Annotated in this window: 14 protein-coding genes; 4 read left to right on the plus strand and 10 right to left on the minus strand. The window is 58.6% G+C overall.

Features of this window, described 5'->3' with window-relative positions:
• The first annotated feature begins 95 nt into the window (after positions 1 to 95).
• On the plus strand, positions 96 to 2,150 hold the full coding sequence (locus HDF08_RS18175) for a fused MFS/spermidine synthase (RefSeq protein WP_179640110.1): 2,055 nt from the start codon (positions 96 to 98) through the stop codon (positions 2,148 to 2,150).
• 290 nt (positions 2,151 to 2,440) lie between these two features.
• Here the strand turns inward: HDF08_RS18175 and HDF08_RS18180 are convergent, their stop codons facing one another.
• Both HDF08_RS18180 and HDF08_RS18185 read right to left on the minus strand, forming a co-directional pair.
• Positions 2,441 to 3,538 (minus strand): YncE family protein, encoded by a 1,098-nt coding sequence (locus HDF08_RS18180; RefSeq protein WP_257031264.1) that lies wholly within the window; start codon positions 3,536 to 3,538, stop codon positions 2,441 to 2,443.
• 34 nt (positions 3,539 to 3,572) lie between these two features.
• A complete protein-coding gene (locus tag HDF08_RS18185) occupies positions 3,573 to 4,385 on the minus strand; it encodes a methyltransferase, TIGR04325 family (RefSeq protein WP_179640111.1) in 813 nt (270 codons plus the stop codon).
• Positions 4,386 to 4,579: 194 nt separating this feature from the next.
• Between HDF08_RS18185 and mutM the strand changes: the two genes are divergently transcribed.
• On the plus strand, positions 4,580 to 5,410 hold the full coding sequence (gene mutM / locus HDF08_RS18190; RefSeq protein WP_179640112.1) for a bifunctional DNA-formamidopyrimidine glycosylase/DNA-(apurinic or apyrimidinic site) lyase: 831 nt from the start codon (positions 4,580 to 4,582) through the stop codon (positions 5,408 to 5,410).
• 28 nt (positions 5,411 to 5,438) lie between these two features.
• Here the strand turns inward: mutM and HDF08_RS18195 are convergent, their stop codons facing one another.
• Together HDF08_RS18195 and sthA are read right to left on the minus strand one after the other, a co-directional pair.
• Positions 5,439 to 6,335 (minus strand): ROK family protein, encoded by an 897-nt coding sequence (locus tag HDF08_RS18195; RefSeq protein ID WP_179640113.1) that lies wholly within the window; start codon positions 6,333 to 6,335, stop codon positions 5,439 to 5,441.
• 35 nt (positions 6,336 to 6,370) lie between these two features.
• On the minus strand, positions 6,371 to 7,768 hold the full coding sequence (gene sthA, locus HDF08_RS18200; RefSeq protein ID WP_179640114.1) for a Si-specific NAD(P)(+) transhydrogenase: 1,398 nt from the start codon (positions 7,766 to 7,768) through the stop codon (positions 6,371 to 6,373).
• A gap of 165 nt (positions 7,769 to 7,933) precedes the next feature.
• Between sthA and HDF08_RS18205 the strand changes: the two genes are divergently transcribed.
• On the plus strand, positions 7,934 to 8,584 hold the full coding sequence (locus HDF08_RS18205) for a thiamine phosphate synthase (RefSeq protein ID WP_179640115.1): 651 nt from the start codon (positions 7,934 to 7,936) through the stop codon (positions 8,582 to 8,584).
• A gap of 80 nt (positions 8,585 to 8,664) precedes the next feature.
• Here the strand turns inward: HDF08_RS18205 and HDF08_RS18210 are convergent, their stop codons facing one another.
• From HDF08_RS18210 to HDF08_RS18235, 6 genes are all read right to left on the minus strand, one after another.
• Positions 8,665 to 11,265, minus strand: coding sequence for an ABC transporter permease (locus tag HDF08_RS18210; protein ID WP_257031265.1), 2,601 nt, complete (start codon positions 11,263 to 11,265; stop codon positions 8,665 to 8,667).
• A 39-nt stretch (positions 11,266 to 11,304) separates the two neighbouring features.
• Positions 11,305 to 11,631 (minus strand): PadR family transcriptional regulator, encoded by a 327-nt coding sequence (locus tag HDF08_RS18215; protein WP_179640117.1) that lies wholly within the window; start codon positions 11,629 to 11,631, stop codon positions 11,305 to 11,307.
• Positions 11,632 to 12,119: 488 nt separating this feature from the next.
• Positions 12,120 to 13,124, minus strand: coding sequence for a phosphate acyltransferase PlsX (plsX, locus tag HDF08_RS18220; RefSeq protein ID WP_179640118.1), 1,005 nt, complete (start codon positions 13,122 to 13,124; stop codon positions 12,120 to 12,122).
• Between the two features lie 33 nt (positions 13,125 to 13,157).
• Positions 13,158 to 13,343 (minus strand): 50S ribosomal protein L32, encoded by a 186-nt coding sequence (gene rpmF, locus HDF08_RS18225; RefSeq protein WP_179581146.1) that lies wholly within the window; start codon positions 13,341 to 13,343, stop codon positions 13,158 to 13,160.
• A 69-nt stretch (positions 13,344 to 13,412) separates the two neighbouring features.
• A complete protein-coding gene (locus HDF08_RS18230) occupies positions 13,413 to 14,027 on the minus strand; it encodes a YceD family protein (RefSeq protein ID WP_179640119.1) in 615 nt (204 codons plus the stop codon).
• A gap of 206 nt (positions 14,028 to 14,233) precedes the next feature.
• Positions 14,234 to 15,175 carry a catalase family peroxidase gene (locus tag HDF08_RS18235; RefSeq protein ID WP_179640120.1) on the minus strand — a complete coding sequence of 314 codons (942 nt, stop codon included), beginning with the start codon at positions 15,173 to 15,175 and terminating at the stop codon, positions 14,234 to 14,236.
• A gap of 87 nt (positions 15,176 to 15,262) precedes the next feature.
• Between HDF08_RS18235 and HDF08_RS18240 the strand changes: the two genes are divergently transcribed.
• Positions 15,263 to 16,309 carry an oxidoreductase gene (locus HDF08_RS18240; RefSeq protein WP_306459728.1) on the plus strand — a complete coding sequence of 349 codons (1,047 nt, stop codon included), beginning with the start codon at positions 15,263 to 15,265 and terminating at the stop codon, positions 16,307 to 16,309.
• Positions 16,310 to 16,384: the final 75 nt, after the last annotated feature.

The raw sequence follows: 16,384 nt of genomic DNA on the forward strand, positions 1-16,384 counted from the left end.
TCGATATCCTCCTCCTGCACTTCGGTCGACAAAAGATCAGGTGCGGAGCGACAGCGCTGGCGCTTTGCTTCAACTCGGAGACCTCAGGGCCCACCATGTCTGCATCCCGCCTGCTCTACGGCACTACCATCTTCCTCGGCGCCTTCCTTCTCTTTCTCGTCGAGCCGATGGCCGCCAAGCAACTGCTGCCTGTGCTTGGCGGCTCCTCCGCCGTCTGGCTCACATGCTTGGTCTTCTTCCAGGTCACTCTGCTGCTCGGCTACCTCTACGCCCATTGGATCACCCGCTGTCAGGCCACCACCTGGCGCCGCCACGTCTATCTGGTCACGCTCGCCGCCGGAGCTGTGCTCCTGATGGCACAAAGAGTCGTCCCCGCAGAGCCAGCCCAGGGCGTCGGCCACCCTGTCACCACCATCTTCTCGACGCTCGCCTTCACCATCGGCCTGCCGTTTCTCCTGCTCAGCGCTACCAGCCCGCTGCTGCAGGTCTGGCTCCAACGCGCCACCGGCGGCACCATTCCCTACCGCCTCTTTGCGCTCTCGAACTTCGGCTCCCTTCTCGCTCTCATCGCCTATCCCTTCGTCGTCGAACCGCACCTCACCCTGAATCTCCAGCGGAGCCTCTGGTCGTTCGGCTTCCTCCTGTACGCCGTCTTCTGTGCGACCATCACACGCCAACTCCCCGCACCTGCACCCTCTGAAACTGCGGAAGAGACCGAAGCCCCAGCTCCCGCCAAAGCCCCCGCCAGATCAAAGTGGCTCTGGTTCCTCCTCCCCATGGCCGCCGCCATGCAGCTCAGCGCAGTCACCAGCCACCTCACCGTCAACATCGCAGCCATCCCGCTCCTCTGGATTCTGCCTCTCGCCATCTACCTGCTTACCTTCATCCTCGCCTTCGAGTTCCCAGCACTCTACCGCCGCGGCATTGTGGTGCGTCTGCTTGTCGTAATGCTGGCCAGCCTCGGCTACGCCATCTCGAAGACCGACGTGAGCCTCCCCATCGGCGTCGCCATCCTCTTCTTCCTCGCAGAGTGCTTCCTGGCCGGACTCTTCTGCCACGCGGAAGCCTTCGCCCTGCGACCCTCCCGCCCCACCGAAACCACGCTCTTCTATTTGCTGATCGCAGCAGGAGGAGCAGCCGGAACCTTCTTCATCGGCATCGCCAGCCCGATGATCTTCTCGGCCAACTACGACCTCGCAATCTCGTTCTTCGTCACCGCCGCGCTCGCCGTAGTCGTGACCTGGAGCGACGGCTGGCCCCAGCGTCTTCTCTGGTCCACCGCCGCTGCGTTGCTGCTCTTCTTCGCCTTCATGCTGCGCACCGCTTATGCCCGCGAGGCAATCCTCGAGGTTCGCAACTTCTACGGAACCCTTCGCGTCAAGCAGACGGTCGGCCCCCACGGCGGCACCGAGCGCATGCTGCTCAACGGCACCATCCAGCACGGCACCCAGCTCTTCGCGCCCGGCCTCACCCGCACCCCAACCACCTACTACGCCGACAACTCCGGCATCGGACTCGCGCTCCAATACTGCTGCGAGTCGCGACCCCGCAACATCGCAGTGATCGGCCTCGGCACCGGCACCATCGCAACCTACGGCACCGCCAGCGACCGCATCCGCTTCTACGAGATCAACCCTCTCGTACGCCCCATCGCACAAAATCTCTTCATCTATCTGCGAGACTCCCCCGCGCAGATCACCTTTGCCGACGGCGATGCACGCACCTCCCTCACCCGCGAGTTGACGCAAGATGCCCCACAGAACTTCGACGTCATCGCCATCGACGCCTTCTCCGGCGATGCCATTCCTCTCCACCTTCTCACCATCGAGGCCGTCGCACTCTACAAAAAACATCTCGCGCCAAACGGCATTCTGGCCTTCCACGTCTCCAACCAATACCTCAACCTCGCACCCGAGATCGCGCAGCTCGCCCACGCCGCCGACATGCAGGCAAAGCTGATCGAAAGCCAGCCCGACGACTCGCTCGGAGCCTATCGCGCCACCTGGATTCTGCTCACCTCGAGCCCCACCTTCTTCGATCAACCCGAGATCGCCTCCGCTGCCAGCGCCGTCCCCATCGACGCACGCCTTCGCGTCTGGACCGACGACTACTCCAGCATCCTGCCCATCCTTCAGCTCTCACATCACTAGGAAACTCTGATCAACTCCCGTTTTGTTAAGGGCACGGCTTCAGCCGTGCCGTAATGAGTTCAAAATGAACGCGGCTTTAGCCGCTGGGGTACGCTTTCTTTTTGAGCGGGAACTTGATCAGAGGTTACCTAGAACTGAGTTGTCCTGCCGGACGGGCCCACTACGCGTGGGGCGGTCACTTCGTGACGTGTATACCCCTTCGGTTGGTGCTCCCGTTGGTCGCGTTAACATTTTTTCCGCCGACCAACGGAAGGCTTGTGGCGAAGCCGGTATACACCCCACAAGGTGAGCTACTTCGCCCAAGCCAGGCCGTCCGCAGCATCCCCCGCATCGATCAACCGCGCCATCTTCCACTGTCCCAGATCAATCTCCGCCACCTGCTTGCTCCTGGTACAGGAGACAAACGCACTCTTGCCATCGGGATTCATCAGGATCTCCGTCGGCCCCTCCGCGACGTCGATCGTGCGTGCCACCTGCATCGACCTCAGATCGACCACCGCCACCTGATGCGTCGTTCGCAGCGCCACCAGCAACCACTGCCCATCGAGCGTCGTCGCCGTTCCGTATCCGACACTCGGCAGCGGAACCCACGTCTTCAGCTTATTGGTCGCAGTATCGATCACTGCAAGCTGCGGCTTGGTCTGGTCCGCCGTAAACACCATGCTGTCGTCGCGCGAGACCGCAATCCTCTGCGTATCGGTCGAGACCGGAATAATCGCCAGCGTCTTGCGCGCCTTCATATCCAGCACCGACACCGTCCCCGGACCCACATTCGCCGTGTACCCCCGCGAACCATCGCGCGACAGCGCCAGCATATGCGACTGCTCCTGCCCCGTAGGCACGCTGCCGACAATCTTCAACGTCTTCGGATCGATGATGCTGATCGTCTTATCCAGCTCCGTCGTCACGTACAGCATCCCGCTGTTCTTGTCGTAGATCACGCAGTGCGGCCGCACTCCATGCCCGAAGTCAATCGTGTGGACAATCTTGTGGCTGGCAAGATCGATCACCGAGATCTTGCTGCCGTCCGTACCCGGCTTTCCCACCCCGGCACTGCCATAGATCGGTACATACGCCGTCGTTCCATCAGGCGAAGCCGCCACCTCATGGCCCGTCACACCATCCACCAGCACAGTAGCCATCTGTTTGCCCGCGCCGGGATCGATCAAACTCAGATCTCGGTCACCTTGGTTCACCACCAGCAGCAATGGCCGGGCTTGTCTCTCCATGCCGCTCTGAGAGAACGCAATCGCACCGGCGGCGCTGAGTAAAAAGGGAAGGCTCAGAAGAGAACAGCCCATCATGCAACGCGAGAAAAAGATCTTCTTCATAAGGCGATCAGTATAGCCTCGCCGAACGATATAGGCCGCCGCGTGTCTGCGTTCCATTGCACAACCATCAACGCAAACCAGAGGAAGCTCTTCATGCATTGCTTGGCTGCAACACCCAGGCCTCGCCAACCATCTGCACCTTCTCCATGCCCTTCGAAGAGAGCACAACAAAGTCGCGGTTGGGTATCGGCCAGCTCGCGGCAAGCTTGTAGCCCAGATGTTTACGGGCCGCCTCAAGTTCGTGGGGCCCGAAGATACGGCACGGCAGCGTCTTGACAAACGTCTCCAGCGTGAAGAAGCCCTCACTCGCCGAGACAGGAACCTTATTCAAAAAGATCATGTACGGCCTCCTCGGCAGCCGCTCGATGAGCTCTTCAATCGACCAGTCCACATACTGCAGACTCCCAGAGCACAACAGCGCATCACACGCCTGGGTCTCTTCGACGTGCTCGTGGAAGCTCAACGAGTGCACCTCAGGAGGCACCCGCCGCCGCCCCTCCCTCACCATCGCCGGCACATCGACAATCTGCCAGCGAAAGTCTTCCGGAAGGTCGAGCATCTCTCGAAACGCATAGAACTTCACGCCGATATGACCACCAAAATCGGTCACCGCATGCAGGTGGTTCTCGCGCATCAGCTTCTGGCAGAAGGTCAAAATCGGCCAGTCAAACGGATGAATGGTCGAGTACGATTCGATCCCGATCGAAACCAGCGATTCATTGTCATAAGTTGCGCGGCGCGAAGGCGGAAGAGAGTTCGTCGCCTCTTCGCTGGTACTGAATCTTCCGCGATAGTGCCCAAACTCTTTGCCGGCTACGAAATCCAGTACCCCGGACTGCCGTAGCTGCTTGTATCCCGGAAGGGTTGAGAGATTCAAACGTGTCAGAACACCCGTCATAGTCATGGCATTTCATCCAGTTGTATTTGGGGAGGAATCTAACTATAGGCCGCGCAGGGACTGAATTTCGCAGTTAATTGTTAATATTGTGTAAATATTATCTAACTGAGAGCCGCAAACATGCAAAAGGTTAGCGGATTGCTACGCATTTTCTTGCAAGCAATCCTGTATCCATTCATTCGCCTATACTTACAGAAAGTATGCCCGAACTTCCTGAAGTCGAAACCGTCGCGAACGGCGTTCACGCCAGAGTCCACGGCCAGACAATCCGTTCGGTCTGGACCAGCAACAAACCCCAAACCTTCAAATCTTCGCCCGACGAGATTGTCGAGGTACTCACTGACAGCCGCATCGACCGTGTCCACCGCGTCGGCAAAACCATCGTCGTCGATCTCAGTTGCTCCAGAGAGAATCAAAAATCAGCGCAGTTCCTCGTCCACCTCGGCATGACCGGCCGCCTGCTCGTCTCAACTCCAGACACACCGATTCCACCCCACACGCACGCGATCCTCTCTCTCAGCAGCGGAAAGGAGCTTCGCTTTGTCGATGCCCGACGCTTCGGCCGGCTTTCCGTTGTTAAAGCCGCAAGCCCCGAAGAGCGATACGCCGGCCCAGGCGCCGAACCCCTCACCATCGAGCTTGAGGACTTCATCGCGCTCTTTCGTGGCCGCAAAACCCCGATCAAAGCCGCACTGCTCAATCAGTCGCTGCTCCACGGTGTCGGTAATATCTACGCTGACGAGAGCCTCTTTCACGCCGGCATTCGCCCCACACGCCACGCTGGCCGACTCACCCGCGCCGAACTGACGCGCCTCCACGCAGCGTTGATTAAAGTACTCACCGAGGCGATCAAGCTTGGCGGATCGTCCGTCTCAGACTACGTCGACGCCGACGGAGTCGCAGGCTTCTTTCAGCTGCACCATCACGCCTACTCGCGCACCGGCCAGCCGTGTCTTACCTGCGGAACGCCCATCAAGCGCATCGTCCTCGGCGGCCGTAGCACCCACTTCTGCCCCACCTGCCAGAGATAGCGCGTTCGGTCGGATTCGGATTCACTTCTTACCGGCCCGCGGCAAGTTCCGCCGAGACAGCAGCGCCGATCACCCGAACCTCAGGCGTATCGTCGACGATCTCCAATGAGTATCCCTGCAGCGGACTCATCTTCACCATCTGTTGCAGATAGTCCTTCAGCATGGACATATCGAGAAACCGCGTATTGAACCCGGAGAGAAAGATCTTCCCTGGCCCAGCCATGTGAATCGTGGTCGCCGACGCTGCAGCCAGTGCCTTATGCCAGAGCCGTTTGAACTCCACGCAGCGGGCATCGCCCTGTTTGGCCGCCTCGAAGACCTCCTCCGGCTCCATATCCAGAAACCTCAGGCGCATCGCACGATGCCCCATGATCCCCTCCATATGCCCGCGGCCGCCGCATCCGCAGAAGCGCTCTTTCTCGTCGAGCGTCACCACCGTGTGGCCGCCCTCCCACACGCCCGGAGCGAAGGGATACCGCCCATAGCCGATACCAACGCCCAGCGTCCAGACCCGGATCATGCTGTCCAGCTTGCCGTGCATCGAAGCCAGCCCCGCAGCCATTCCATCAGCATCGTTCACCGCCGTCACGGTCACGTCGAGCCCATGGTTGCGCATCTGGGCAACCAGCAACTCCTGAATCTTCGCGCCCTTCAATTGCGGCAGGTTCGGCGCCTCTGCTACCACGCCATCCTTCACCAGCCCTGGCAACGCCACGCCGATCGCCGTAAAGTCCCTCGCTCCATCAGCAGCCAGGAGCACCTGATTTGCGATCGTCTCCACCAGAGCTTCGGTGTGCTGCTCCACCAACGCATCTTCGTCGTCATGATCTTCAGGAAAACGGCGTACCGGTCCTACAAGCTTGTGATCCACGACCAATCCGGCCGAGATCCGCTCCGAAAGTATTACCCCAACTGTCTTTGCCATTACCCTGTCCGCCTCATCCTCGGGTGCCCGTGTTTCTACTCAAATTTACTGACGCGGTTCAACCCGTTGAAAGCCGCAACTTTATAACATTCCGCGAGAGTTGGATAGTTGAAGACCGTATCCACGAAATAATCCAGCGTTCCGCCTAGCGCCATCACGGCCTGGCCGATGTGCAGCAGCTCGCTCGCACCCTCGCCGATGATGTGCACCCCAAGGATCAAGTGGTTCATCCGGTGAAAGATGATCTTGAGCCGGCCCGTCGTATCGCCGCGAATCTGGCCGCGTGCAATCTCGCGATAGTAGGCCACGCCCACCTCGTACGGAACATCCTCTTCGGTCAGCTGCTCCTCGGTCTTGCCGATAAAGCTGATCTCCGGAATCGTATAAATTCCATACGGATAGAGCCCCGGGTTCGACAGGATCTTCTCATCCCCAAACGCCCGCGCCGCCGCCACCCGCCCCTGCTCCATCGACACCGAAGCCAGCGACGGAAACCCAATCACGTCGCCCACGGCAAAGATCGTCGGCACCTTCGTCCTGAAGTCCTTATCCACCGGGATGCGCCCGCGCGAGTCCGACTCGATGCCCACTGCGGCCAGGTTCAGCTCGTCCACATTGCCCTGGCGGCCGACCGCGTACAGCAGCGCATCGCCCTGAACCTTCTTCTTGCTTTCGAGATTTGCCACGACGGTTCCGTCCGGCATCTCTTCGACCGACTCCACCTCTTCGTTCAGCCGCATGGTCACCCGCGAGTCCCGCAGATGGTAGCTCAGCGCCTCGATGATCTCCTGGTCGGCAAACTCCAGCAGACGCGGCCTCCGCTCAATCAGCGTCACCCGCACCCCGAGGGCTGAGAACATACACGTGTACTCGACGCCAATTACGCCCCCACCCACGATAATCATCGTCTTCGGCAGGTTCACCAGCTCCAGCACCAGGTCCGAGTTGATGATGCTGCGCCCGTTGATCGGCACCTTCGGCGACGAGGCCGGCTTGGTCCCGGTGCCGATAAGAATATTGTTCGCCTCATACACCGTCGAACCGCGCGAGTTGGTCACCTTCACATGGTTCGCGTCTTCAAAGCTCGCCACGCCGACCAGCATCTCGATGTTGTTGCGTGAAAGCTGCGCCTCGGTCACGTCGATCTCGGTCTTGATCACATGCTGCACCCGGAACGCCAGGTCCGCCATCGTGATCCGTTCCTTCACCCGGTAGTTCATCCCGTAGATGGACTTGTAGTTGTACCCGGAGAGGTGAAGAACCGCCTCGCGCATGGTCTTTGAAGGGATGGTGCCGGTGCTGATGCAGGCGCCCCCAACGACCTCCCGCATCTCCACCAATGCGACCTTTTTGCCCAGCTTCGAGGCGTAAATTGCAGCGCGCTGCCCGGCTGGTCCGGACCCGATGACAATCAGATCGTAAACACTACTCATATTGGCACATACTCATGGACATTCCACTCCAGCGTCTTGGCGGCTCTTGTCCCGTTATCGGCCCCTCGAGTGGCGATCGTGAGGGGGCCAGTTCTTGACTGTGTGCGTGTTCGCCTTACTGCCTTGAAGCTACCACACCAACATCACAGACTCCACTGAGTGCCCTTGGCACCATACACTGATTTGACCATGCTCCGCTACGCCATCACAAGCCGCGCGCTCTACCCCGGCAGCGAGCAGGAAAAACAAACCGCACTCCTCGCCGAAGCCGCCCGATGGATCGCCGATGGCATCGACTTTATCCAGCTGAGAGAAAAAGACCTTCCCGCCGCCACGCTCGCGAACCTCGCCCGTAACCTGCTGGAGATGACAGCCCTCGCCGTCAGCCCGACGCGCCTGCTCGTCAACTCCCGCCCCGACATCGCCCTCGCAAGCGGAGCCCACGGGGTCCATCTCACCGCCTCGCCAGACGAGCTAGCCCCCTGCCAGATCCGCGACCTCTTCCTCTCCGCCCGCGCAACCAAACCCCTGATTACGCTCTCCTGCCACAACCTCGTCGAGGTCCACCGCGCCCATCCCCACCAGGTCGACGCGATCCTGTTTGCCCCCGTCTTCGAGAAGCCCCTCGCCGACGGCGAAGACCTCCCCGGCCAGGGCCTCGATCAGCTCCGCGCCGCCTGCCTCGCCGCAGCCCCCATCCCGGTCTTCGCCCTTGGCGGAGTCACCGCCGAAAACACTCCCGAATGTCTCAAGGCAGGCGCAGCCGGAGTCGCCGGCATCCGCCTCTTCCATCGCGTTCCCCATAAAGAAAGCTGACTCCCACCACGTCCCTTCCAACCATCAGCCCTTGGCTTTGAAGTAGTTCCTAAGAGCTGGCAAAACGCCCGCAGTTCAGGCTACTCCGCGCGCAGGGCTTCCACAGGATTAACCGAGGCTGCGCGGTGCGCGGGGATATAGCTTGCGAGCAGAGCAGAGATCGAGAGCACTAGAGCCACTCCTGCCAGTGTGCCTGCGTCCCATGGTTGTGTGCCGAACAGGATCTTGCGCATCAGGCTCGCCGTCACCACCGAACAGATCAGGCCCGCAAGAATGCCGATAGCTGCCAGCCGCCCCGCTTCTTTAAGAATCAGTTTGTACACAGAGCTGCGCTGCGCGCCCATCGCTATACGCACACCAATCTCCCGCGTTCGCTGGCTCACCGAGTACGCGATCAGACCATACAGACCAACCACTCCCAGCAGCAGAGCTATCGCCGCAAAGCCGCCAACAAGGCATGCAGACGAGCGATGCAGATAAGTTGACTGCGAGTGATTGATACGGTCCTCCATCGTCTCCGCATTGAAGGTCAGGATTTCGGGATCGATTCGGTGGACCGTTGCTTCGAGTGACTTCAGCAGTTCCTGCGGCTCTTGTGCTGTCCTTGCAACTAGGAAGAACGCATTGTCGGGCTCCTGGTTGAACGGCGTATACAGTACCGGCTGAACCTCCTCATCCAGAGGTCCTTCCTTAAGGTCGTCCACTATGCCGACGATCTCGATTGCTGGCGTCGTCGCGTCATATCGTATCTGCCTGCCGATCGGATCTTCTCCAGCAAAGTACTTTCGCGTGAAGGATCGATTGACGATCGTCACCCGAGGCTTCGAGACATCGTCCCCCTCACTGAAGTAGCGGCCTCGCACCAGCCGCGCCCGCACCGTGCTGAAGTAGTCAACACTCACATTGCGGCTGCTCGATTCATCTTCACTCCCATGTTGCGGCCTGCCAATCACCTCGAAGGTCGTATTTCCTCCTGCAACATTGGCGACAGGAATCTGGTGCGCTATGGCCACCGACTGAACCCCTGGCAGATGGTTTGTCTCGTCCATGACATGCCGCGCCAATGCAACCTGCTGCTCATCCTTCGCATAGCGCGAAAGGGGTGCCAACAATCTCATTGACGCCAGATGATCCGTCTGGAATCCAATATCGGCGTGCATCAACCGGTAGAAGCTCTTGCCCAGCAACCCGGCTCCCACCAGCAACACCATCGCCGCGCTTAGCTCTAGCGCCACAAGATTCGCTCCCAGGTGGCTCCACACCGTTCTGGAACTGGAACGACCGCCCTCCGTCAACCCAGTGCGGAGATCTGCGAGCGACAAACGGAGGATGGGCGTGAGCGAAAACAGATTCGCCATCGCGAGACCGATGGCCACGGCGAAACCCATCACATGCAGATTCAGTCCCAGTCCTTTCAGATAAGGCATATCCATCAGCATGTTGACCGGCATAAGAAGCTTCAGGAGATGGATCGCTCCGCATGCAGCGCACACGCCAAGAAGGCTGCCGGTCGCGGCAAGCATGACTCCCTCCGTCACGAACTGGCGGAGCAGCCGCATCCGCGATGCGCCCAGCGCCCCACGAATCGCGATCTCGTGACGACGGTTCTCCGAGCGAACCAGCAGAAGGCCGGAGACATTCACGCACGCGATCAACAGGAGAAGAACCGCCCCGCACAGCAGCAACAGCAGGACCGGGCGCAGGCTCCCCACAAGGACCTCCGTCAGCGGCAACACGGTCGCGCCGCGTCCTTCATCGGAGTCCGGATATTGTTTCGCGAGCTGCTGCGCGATCGAACGCATGTCAGACGATGCCGCCTCCCACGTGATTCCATCCTTCAGCCGCGCAATCGCCGAAAGTCCGTGGTTTCCACGATTCTTGGGATCGGAGGACTCGCTGAGAGCCGTCCAAAACTCTGTCTGCCCCGTAAGCGCGAAGTGAAAGTCCTGCGGCAACACGCCGATGATGACGCTCGGTTCTCCATTAAGCGTGACCGTCTGGCCCAGCAGATCCTGCCGTTTGCCGAAGCGGCTCTGCCACGCAGCGTAACTCACGATGACTGTGCGCGGCGCACTGGGAGTATCCTCGCCGACACCAAAATCGCGACCAACGATGGGAGCAACGCCCAACGTGCGAAAAAATCCAGCGCTCACCGTAGCGCCTTCCACACGCTGCGTCTCCGTCGCTGTCTTCAAGGCAAAAGATATGCTGTCGTAAGCCTCCACTGAACTGAAGACCTTGTTCTGCCTCTTCCAGTCCAGATAATCGAGATACGAAAGATGGAATCTCGGCCCAAGGGGCGTGCTCTCAAACAGCCCCGCCAACCGCGATGGAACTTGATACGGCAACGGACTGATCAGCACCGCATCGACAAATGCAAAGATCGCAATGCTGGCACACATACCCAAAGTCAGCACAAGGATCGCAGTGCAGGCGAACCCCGGATTCTTCCACAACTGACGGCACGCATAGCATAGGTCCGACCAGATGCTGTCAAGTGTCAGCGCCGTATCCGCCCCTGCCACGTGCTCTTTGGTGCTCGTCAGATTGCCGAAGCGCAGCAGCGCATCACGGCGTGCATCCTCGGCCGACATCCCCGCGGCAAGATTGTCCTCTATCCGCAGCTCGATATGAGACCTTAGTTCAGCGTCGATCTCCCGGTTCACCTTTGATCGGGACATGAGATTCGAAATGCGGCGAAGCATCGACATATATTTACCTCACGCATAGCTCAAAATGGCGCGAACGCCTTTCATTAGGTACTCAAAGTTCTTCTCGGCATCCTGTAACTGCTGGCGGCCCACGGAGGTCAGCTTGTAATACTTGGCCCTGCGGTTGGTATTCGTCAGCGCCCACTCTGAAGCGATCCATCGACGTTGTTCCATCCGGTGCAGCGCTGGGTATAAAGAGCCTTCCTCGACGCGCAGCAGATCGTCCGACGCTCGCTGAATATGGACCACAATTCCATAACCATGCAACTCCCCCATCTGGGAGAGAGTCTTGAGAACCAGCAAATCGAGCGTCCCCTGCAAATCATTCTTAGCCATGAAAATTGACCCCTAAACAACTTGGGATAAAAGATACCCATAGATGTATAGGGGTGTCAACGGCGAAACGACTAAACTAATAGGCGATGACAGCTCAGTTAGGCTGCTCGGAAACAGGACCGATAAACGCGCCTATGTTGACCCTATTTGGCTATCCCGGAGTACCGATCGAAATCCTGTCAAGTCCCCACCACACGAAAACCCTCGTCAATGCTGGACAATCGCGTGGCGTATGAGTTATTGCCAACCCGATATAATAAGTAGAGAGAAGATAAATAGAGACAAGAATAGCCCCGGGACCGGGGCTGTTCTTATGTGCAACTAGAACTGTAAGACTTCGAACGCTAACTCATTGATTCAGAGGAATTTGTACGTAACTCCTTTGGCAGGAATGATTACGAGGCTTGCATCCTCGTAAATCATTAATAATAAAAGGCTTACGCAACGGTAATAAGGGGGGGGGTAAGTTGCAGTTTGAGAGAACGACCCTAGGAAGGAAGCAGCGCCGCTTCAATCCCGGAGTTCACCTCGGCTTGAGCAAACTCTGCCGCAACCCGCACCCCGTTCATGATCGCCTTCTCATTCGACGATCCATGCCCTACGATGCAAACACCTCGCACGCCCAGCAGCACCGCACCGCCGTACTCCGAGTAATCCAGCCTCTTCTTGAACTCGGCAAAGGCCCTGCGCGACAGCAGCGCCCCTACCTGAGAGGTCACCGTGGACTTCAACGACTCGCGCAACGACGCACTCAGCAACTGGGCCGTCCCCTCAATCGACTTCAGCGCCACGTTCCCGACGAAACCGTCGCATACCGCCACATCGCTGTGCCCGTTGAACAGGTCGCGACCCTCCACGTTCCCCTTGAAGTTGATCCCCTTCAAGGCACGCAGCAGCGGCAGAGTATCGCGGGTCAGAGCGTTGCCCTTCGAATCCTCCTCTCCGATCGAGAGAAGGCCGACGCGAGGGTTGTTGATCTTCAGGATGTTCTTGGCATACATGTGGCCCATCACGGCAAACTGGACCAGATTGTCCGGATCGCAGTCAACATTCGCCCCAACGTCCAGCAGTAACGAGGGAATGCGATGGACGGTCGGCAGAATCTGGGCCAGCGCAGGCCGGTCGACGCCGGAAAGCATTCCCAGAACCATCTTCGCCGTAGCCATCGCCGCGCCGGTGTTGCCTGCGGTAAAGAACCCCGCGGCACGTCCCTCGCGGACCATCTTCAGCCCTACCCGCATCGTCGAATCGCGCTTGGACCGGACCGCCTGGGCGGCCTTGTCGTCCATCGTGATCCACTCGGTGGCAGGCACGATGAACACCGGAAGACGTTGTCCACGCAGCGCCTGCCGCAGAATTGGACGAAGTTTATCCTCCGGCCCAACCAGGTGGACGCGAACGTCATACTGACGCGCAGCAAGGACGGCCCCGCGAACCTCTGGTTCTGGGGACTTGTCGGAACCCATTGCATCTACAACGATGTCAGTCGGCATCAGCAGGGAAGAGCAGGGTTTGAGTTGGAAAGATTAGTTGGCTTCTTTGGTCACGAGAACGTCGCGGCCCTTGTACGTACCGCACTTGCGGCAGGCACGATGGGGAAGCTTGCGCTCGTGGCAGTTGGGGCACTCGGAGAGGCCGGTGGGGGTCAAAAAGTCGTGGCTGCGGCGCTTGGCAGTCCGTTGCTTGGAGTGGCGCCGTTTCGGATTAGGCATTGCAGTATCCCTTTCAATCGGCCGCGGCAATCACGCAAAAAACACGCAGTCGACGAGGCAAAAACTTGATTAGTGCTTCAGCTCGAGCTTGTCGGTCAGAGTTCCCAGACCCGCAAGCGCATTCCAACGCGGATCAGCCGGAGCCTCCTCGCAGGAGCATTTCGCTTGATTCAGGTTCTGACCACAGCGCGGGCAAAGCCCCTTGCAATCTGCCGTACAGAGGGTGCGACTTGGCAGGGAGAGTAACACCTGCTCGCGCACCACATCCTCCAGCAAAAGACCGCTCTCTTGATAATAACCGATTTCGGTCTCATCCGCAGTAATAGAACGCTCCCCGGCGTCCGCATCGGCGGATTCGGGACGAAAGATGAGGTCGAAATCGCCCGTAAGCGGCACCTTCACCGGGTCGACGCACCGCGCACAGAGAATCTCGAAGTCCGCACTGTAATTAGCCCGCAACCGGATATCGTTCACATGCGAACTGGAGCTGCGGTGCTCAATCAGTAAGTCAGCGACGCCGTTGACGGGAAGCGGCCCCACCTGCCGAATATCGGGGGCATAGTCCAATGCACCTGGAGCGATGACTTCAGTGAACTCAAGGGGTTCATCTACGAGTTGGAGCGGAGTAATCAGCACGTTATTAAGGGTAGCAGGTTCCCGGCGCAGATCAAATACCCTGCCCATCGCGCCGAAGAGGCTATCGGAAGCTTATGTCCTGCCGGACGGGCCCACAGCGCGTGGAGCGGTCACTTCGTGACGGGTATACCGGTCTTGGCAGGATGATAGTCATGGGGCCTCCCCTTGGTCGGCATAATCTGACTCCGACCAACGGGAAGACCACGCGAAGCTCTAAAAAGGTGTGCGAACGCCCGCCCAGCAGGACATCGATTCTAAGCAGCCCTTCGCCGACGCCCGCTCAGCAGATAAATCGCCGCTCGCAACTCCAGCAGCGGATCATCCGATGGTTCGATTCCCTCCACCCGCGGAATCGGATCGAAGATGATCTGCTTCTGTTCCTGAGCGTTATCGGCCACCAGCGCCGTCAAAGCGAAGGTGCCGAGTTCAAGAACTTTTCGATCGTCCGGCCAGTGATTGGTCGCATCGTCCACCACATCGCCATCGTTCGCAAGCTGCACCAGAATCTTGAACTTGATTGGCCCTCTCGCAACTCGCTCCGCAATCTCATCCATCAGGTAGTTCGCGTCTTTGGCAGCAGCCGCAGCGTCATCCAAATGATCGTTCCCAGCCTCAGGAACGATGCGATAGCGCCCAAATCGGCTGACTCCATCCTTGTTGGTGAACTTCATCGCGGTCACACCAAAGTAGCTCTCGCGGGCAAAGCTCGACGGCGCAGGCTTCGGCGCCTGCACAAACGCCAGCGCCTTTGGATGCGAACCAAGAAACGCCTCAAGCGAAGAGCCGGCCAGATTCTTAGGGTCACTCGTCGCAAGAGCCTTCAGTAACTCTAGAAACTCCGCCCCTGTTCTTGTCGGAAAGCCATCCGTCGAATGGCTGACGATATCGGTGTGGACGTGTTCCGCAAGGTTGAACCGAATCGCGAATCCTCGGGGATTTGCATTCGGATCGTTATCAGGCACCAGAGGAATACCAGTCGAGTCCGAAAATCGGACAGTCACTGGCATCGACTGCCGCAAGATGTGCGGCGCTTTGGTAAGTGTGGCCGCCTCGGAGGAAGGTGTAAACGTGCCGGTCAGCATCGTGCCCTTAGCATGGGCCGGTCGAAACCCGGGATTCAACCCAAAGATTGCGTCAAACTGTTGTAGAAGCTGTTCGCTGAGCGCAATGAGTTTTTCGTCGGTAGGAAGCGGCATCGTTATTCTCCTTCTCACAATCTACTGCACTCTGATTCAGCTTTAGTTAAAACGGACTCTTCTCGAAATGATTGTCTGAGAAAGACAATGCCTGGCTTACTCGCAGAAAAAGTTCGCATCTTTCATGACCCCCTGCTACGTCCAATACCGATGAGCAAGAAGTGGCAAGCATCAGACATTCCGTCGCTCGCAGACAAGCGTGTTCTTATCACTGGAGCGAATAGCGGCATCGGTTATCATGCTGCGCTAAAGCTTGCCCGTAAGGGTGCTCACATTATCTTTGCCTGCCGTGATCAGAGACGAGGCGAAGCTGCCCTCGCCCGAGTGGAAGCCGATTCACCGGGCTTGCGCATGGAGCTGGCAATTCTTGACCTCGCTTCTCTTTCTTCGATCCATCATTTTGCGGCTGCTGAACTCGCGCAACATCGCCCGCTGCACCTGCTCATCAATAACGCCGGCGTTATGACTCCGCCCCGCCGCAAAGAAACAGCTGATGGCTTCGAGGTGCAATTTGGCACGAATGTTCTAGGCCACTTCGCACTCACTGCACTTCTTATGCCCGCGCTGCAGCAGGCTGCTGGCGCATCTTCCGGCAATGCAGCCGAACGACCTCGAGTCGTGACCATTGCTTCGATTGCACACAAACGAGGACGCATAAACTTCGATGACTTGAACTCCACGCGAAGCTACTCTCCGATGGGAGCCTATCAACAATCGAAGCTCGCCAATCTTCTGATTGCTTTCGAGCTGGATCGTCGCCTGCGCGCGGCGAACTCACGCATCATGAGCGTTGCTGCGCACCCTGGCGTAGCGAATACAAATCTCTTCCAGTCGGGCGAATACTCCGCAGTTGAAAAGAGCCTTCGCACCTTTGTGGGACATGTTATTGGCATTGCTCTCAACTCGGACTCCGAAGGGGCTCTCCCGACGCTCTATGCATCAACATCCGACGATGCAGAAGACGGTGGGTATTATGGGCCGCAAGGTTTTCTGGAGATGCGTGGTCACGAGGTAGGACGAGCAAAGATAGCTGCACAAGCGACCGACACCGCCTGTGCCGTTCGCTTATGGCAAGTCTGCGAAGAATTGACAGGGGTTAAATTCTTTAGCGAGGTGGCGGCTGTCGCCTCGTAAACGTGATGAGAATTTCTCGACGGCACCACGCAGACACGGCTCTCGCTTAAGTGATCTGGAGCTTTTGGCAGACGT

The organism is Tunturiibacter empetritectus, assembly GCF_013410875.1.
Lineage (GTDB): Bacteria > Acidobacteriota > Terriglobia > Terriglobales > Acidobacteriaceae > Edaphobacter > Edaphobacter empetritectus.

What these genes read in the sequence shown, in the direction of transcription:
- HDF08_RS18175 (WP_179640110.1), top strand. Translation starts at nt 96, where the DNA reads ATGTCTGCATCCCGCCTGCTCTACGGCACTACCATCTTCCTCGGCGCC.
- HDF08_RS18180 (WP_257031264.1), bottom strand. Translation starts at nt 3,538, where the DNA reads ATGGAACGCAGACACGCGGCGGCCTATATCGTTCGGCGAGGCTATACT.
- HDF08_RS18185 (WP_179640111.1), bottom strand. Translation starts at nt 4,385, where the DNA reads ATGACTATGACGGGTGTTCTGACACGTTTGAATCTCTCAACCCTTCCG.
- mutM (WP_179640112.1), top strand. Translation starts at nt 4,580, where the DNA reads ATGCCCGAACTTCCTGAAGTCGAAACCGTCGCGAACGGCGTTCACGCC.
- HDF08_RS18195 (WP_179640113.1), bottom strand. Translation starts at nt 6,335, where the DNA reads ATGGCAAAGACAGTTGGGGTAATACTTTCGGAGCGGATCTCGGCCGGA.
- sthA (WP_179640114.1), bottom strand. Translation starts at nt 7,768, where the DNA reads ATGAGTAGTGTTTACGATCTGATTGTCATCGGGTCCGGACCAGCCGGG.
- HDF08_RS18210 (WP_257031265.1), bottom strand. Translation starts at nt 11,265, where the DNA reads ATGTCCCGATCAAAGGTGAACCGGGAGATCGACGCTGAACTAAGGTCT.
- HDF08_RS18215 (WP_179640117.1), bottom strand. Translation starts at nt 11,631, where the DNA reads ATGGCTAAGAATGATTTGCAGGGGACGCTCGATTTGCTGGTTCTCAAG.
- plsX (WP_179640118.1), bottom strand. Translation starts at nt 13,124, where the DNA reads ATGCCGACTGACATCGTTGTAGATGCAATGGGTTCCGACAAGTCCCCA.
- rpmF (WP_179581146.1), bottom strand. Translation starts at nt 13,343, where the DNA reads ATGCCTAATCCGAAACGGCGCCACTCCAAGCAACGGACTGCCAAGCGC.
- HDF08_RS18230 (WP_179640119.1), bottom strand. Translation starts at nt 14,027, where the DNA reads ATGGGCAGGGTATTTGATCTGCGCCGGGAACCTGCTACCCTTAATAAC.
- HDF08_RS18235 (WP_179640120.1), bottom strand. Translation starts at nt 15,175, where the DNA reads ATGCCGCTTCCTACCGACGAAAAACTCATTGCGCTCAGCGAACAGCTT.
- HDF08_RS18240 (WP_306459728.1), top strand. Translation starts at nt 15,263, where the DNA reads ATGCCTGGCTTACTCGCAGAAAAAGTTCGCATCTTTCATGACCCCCTG.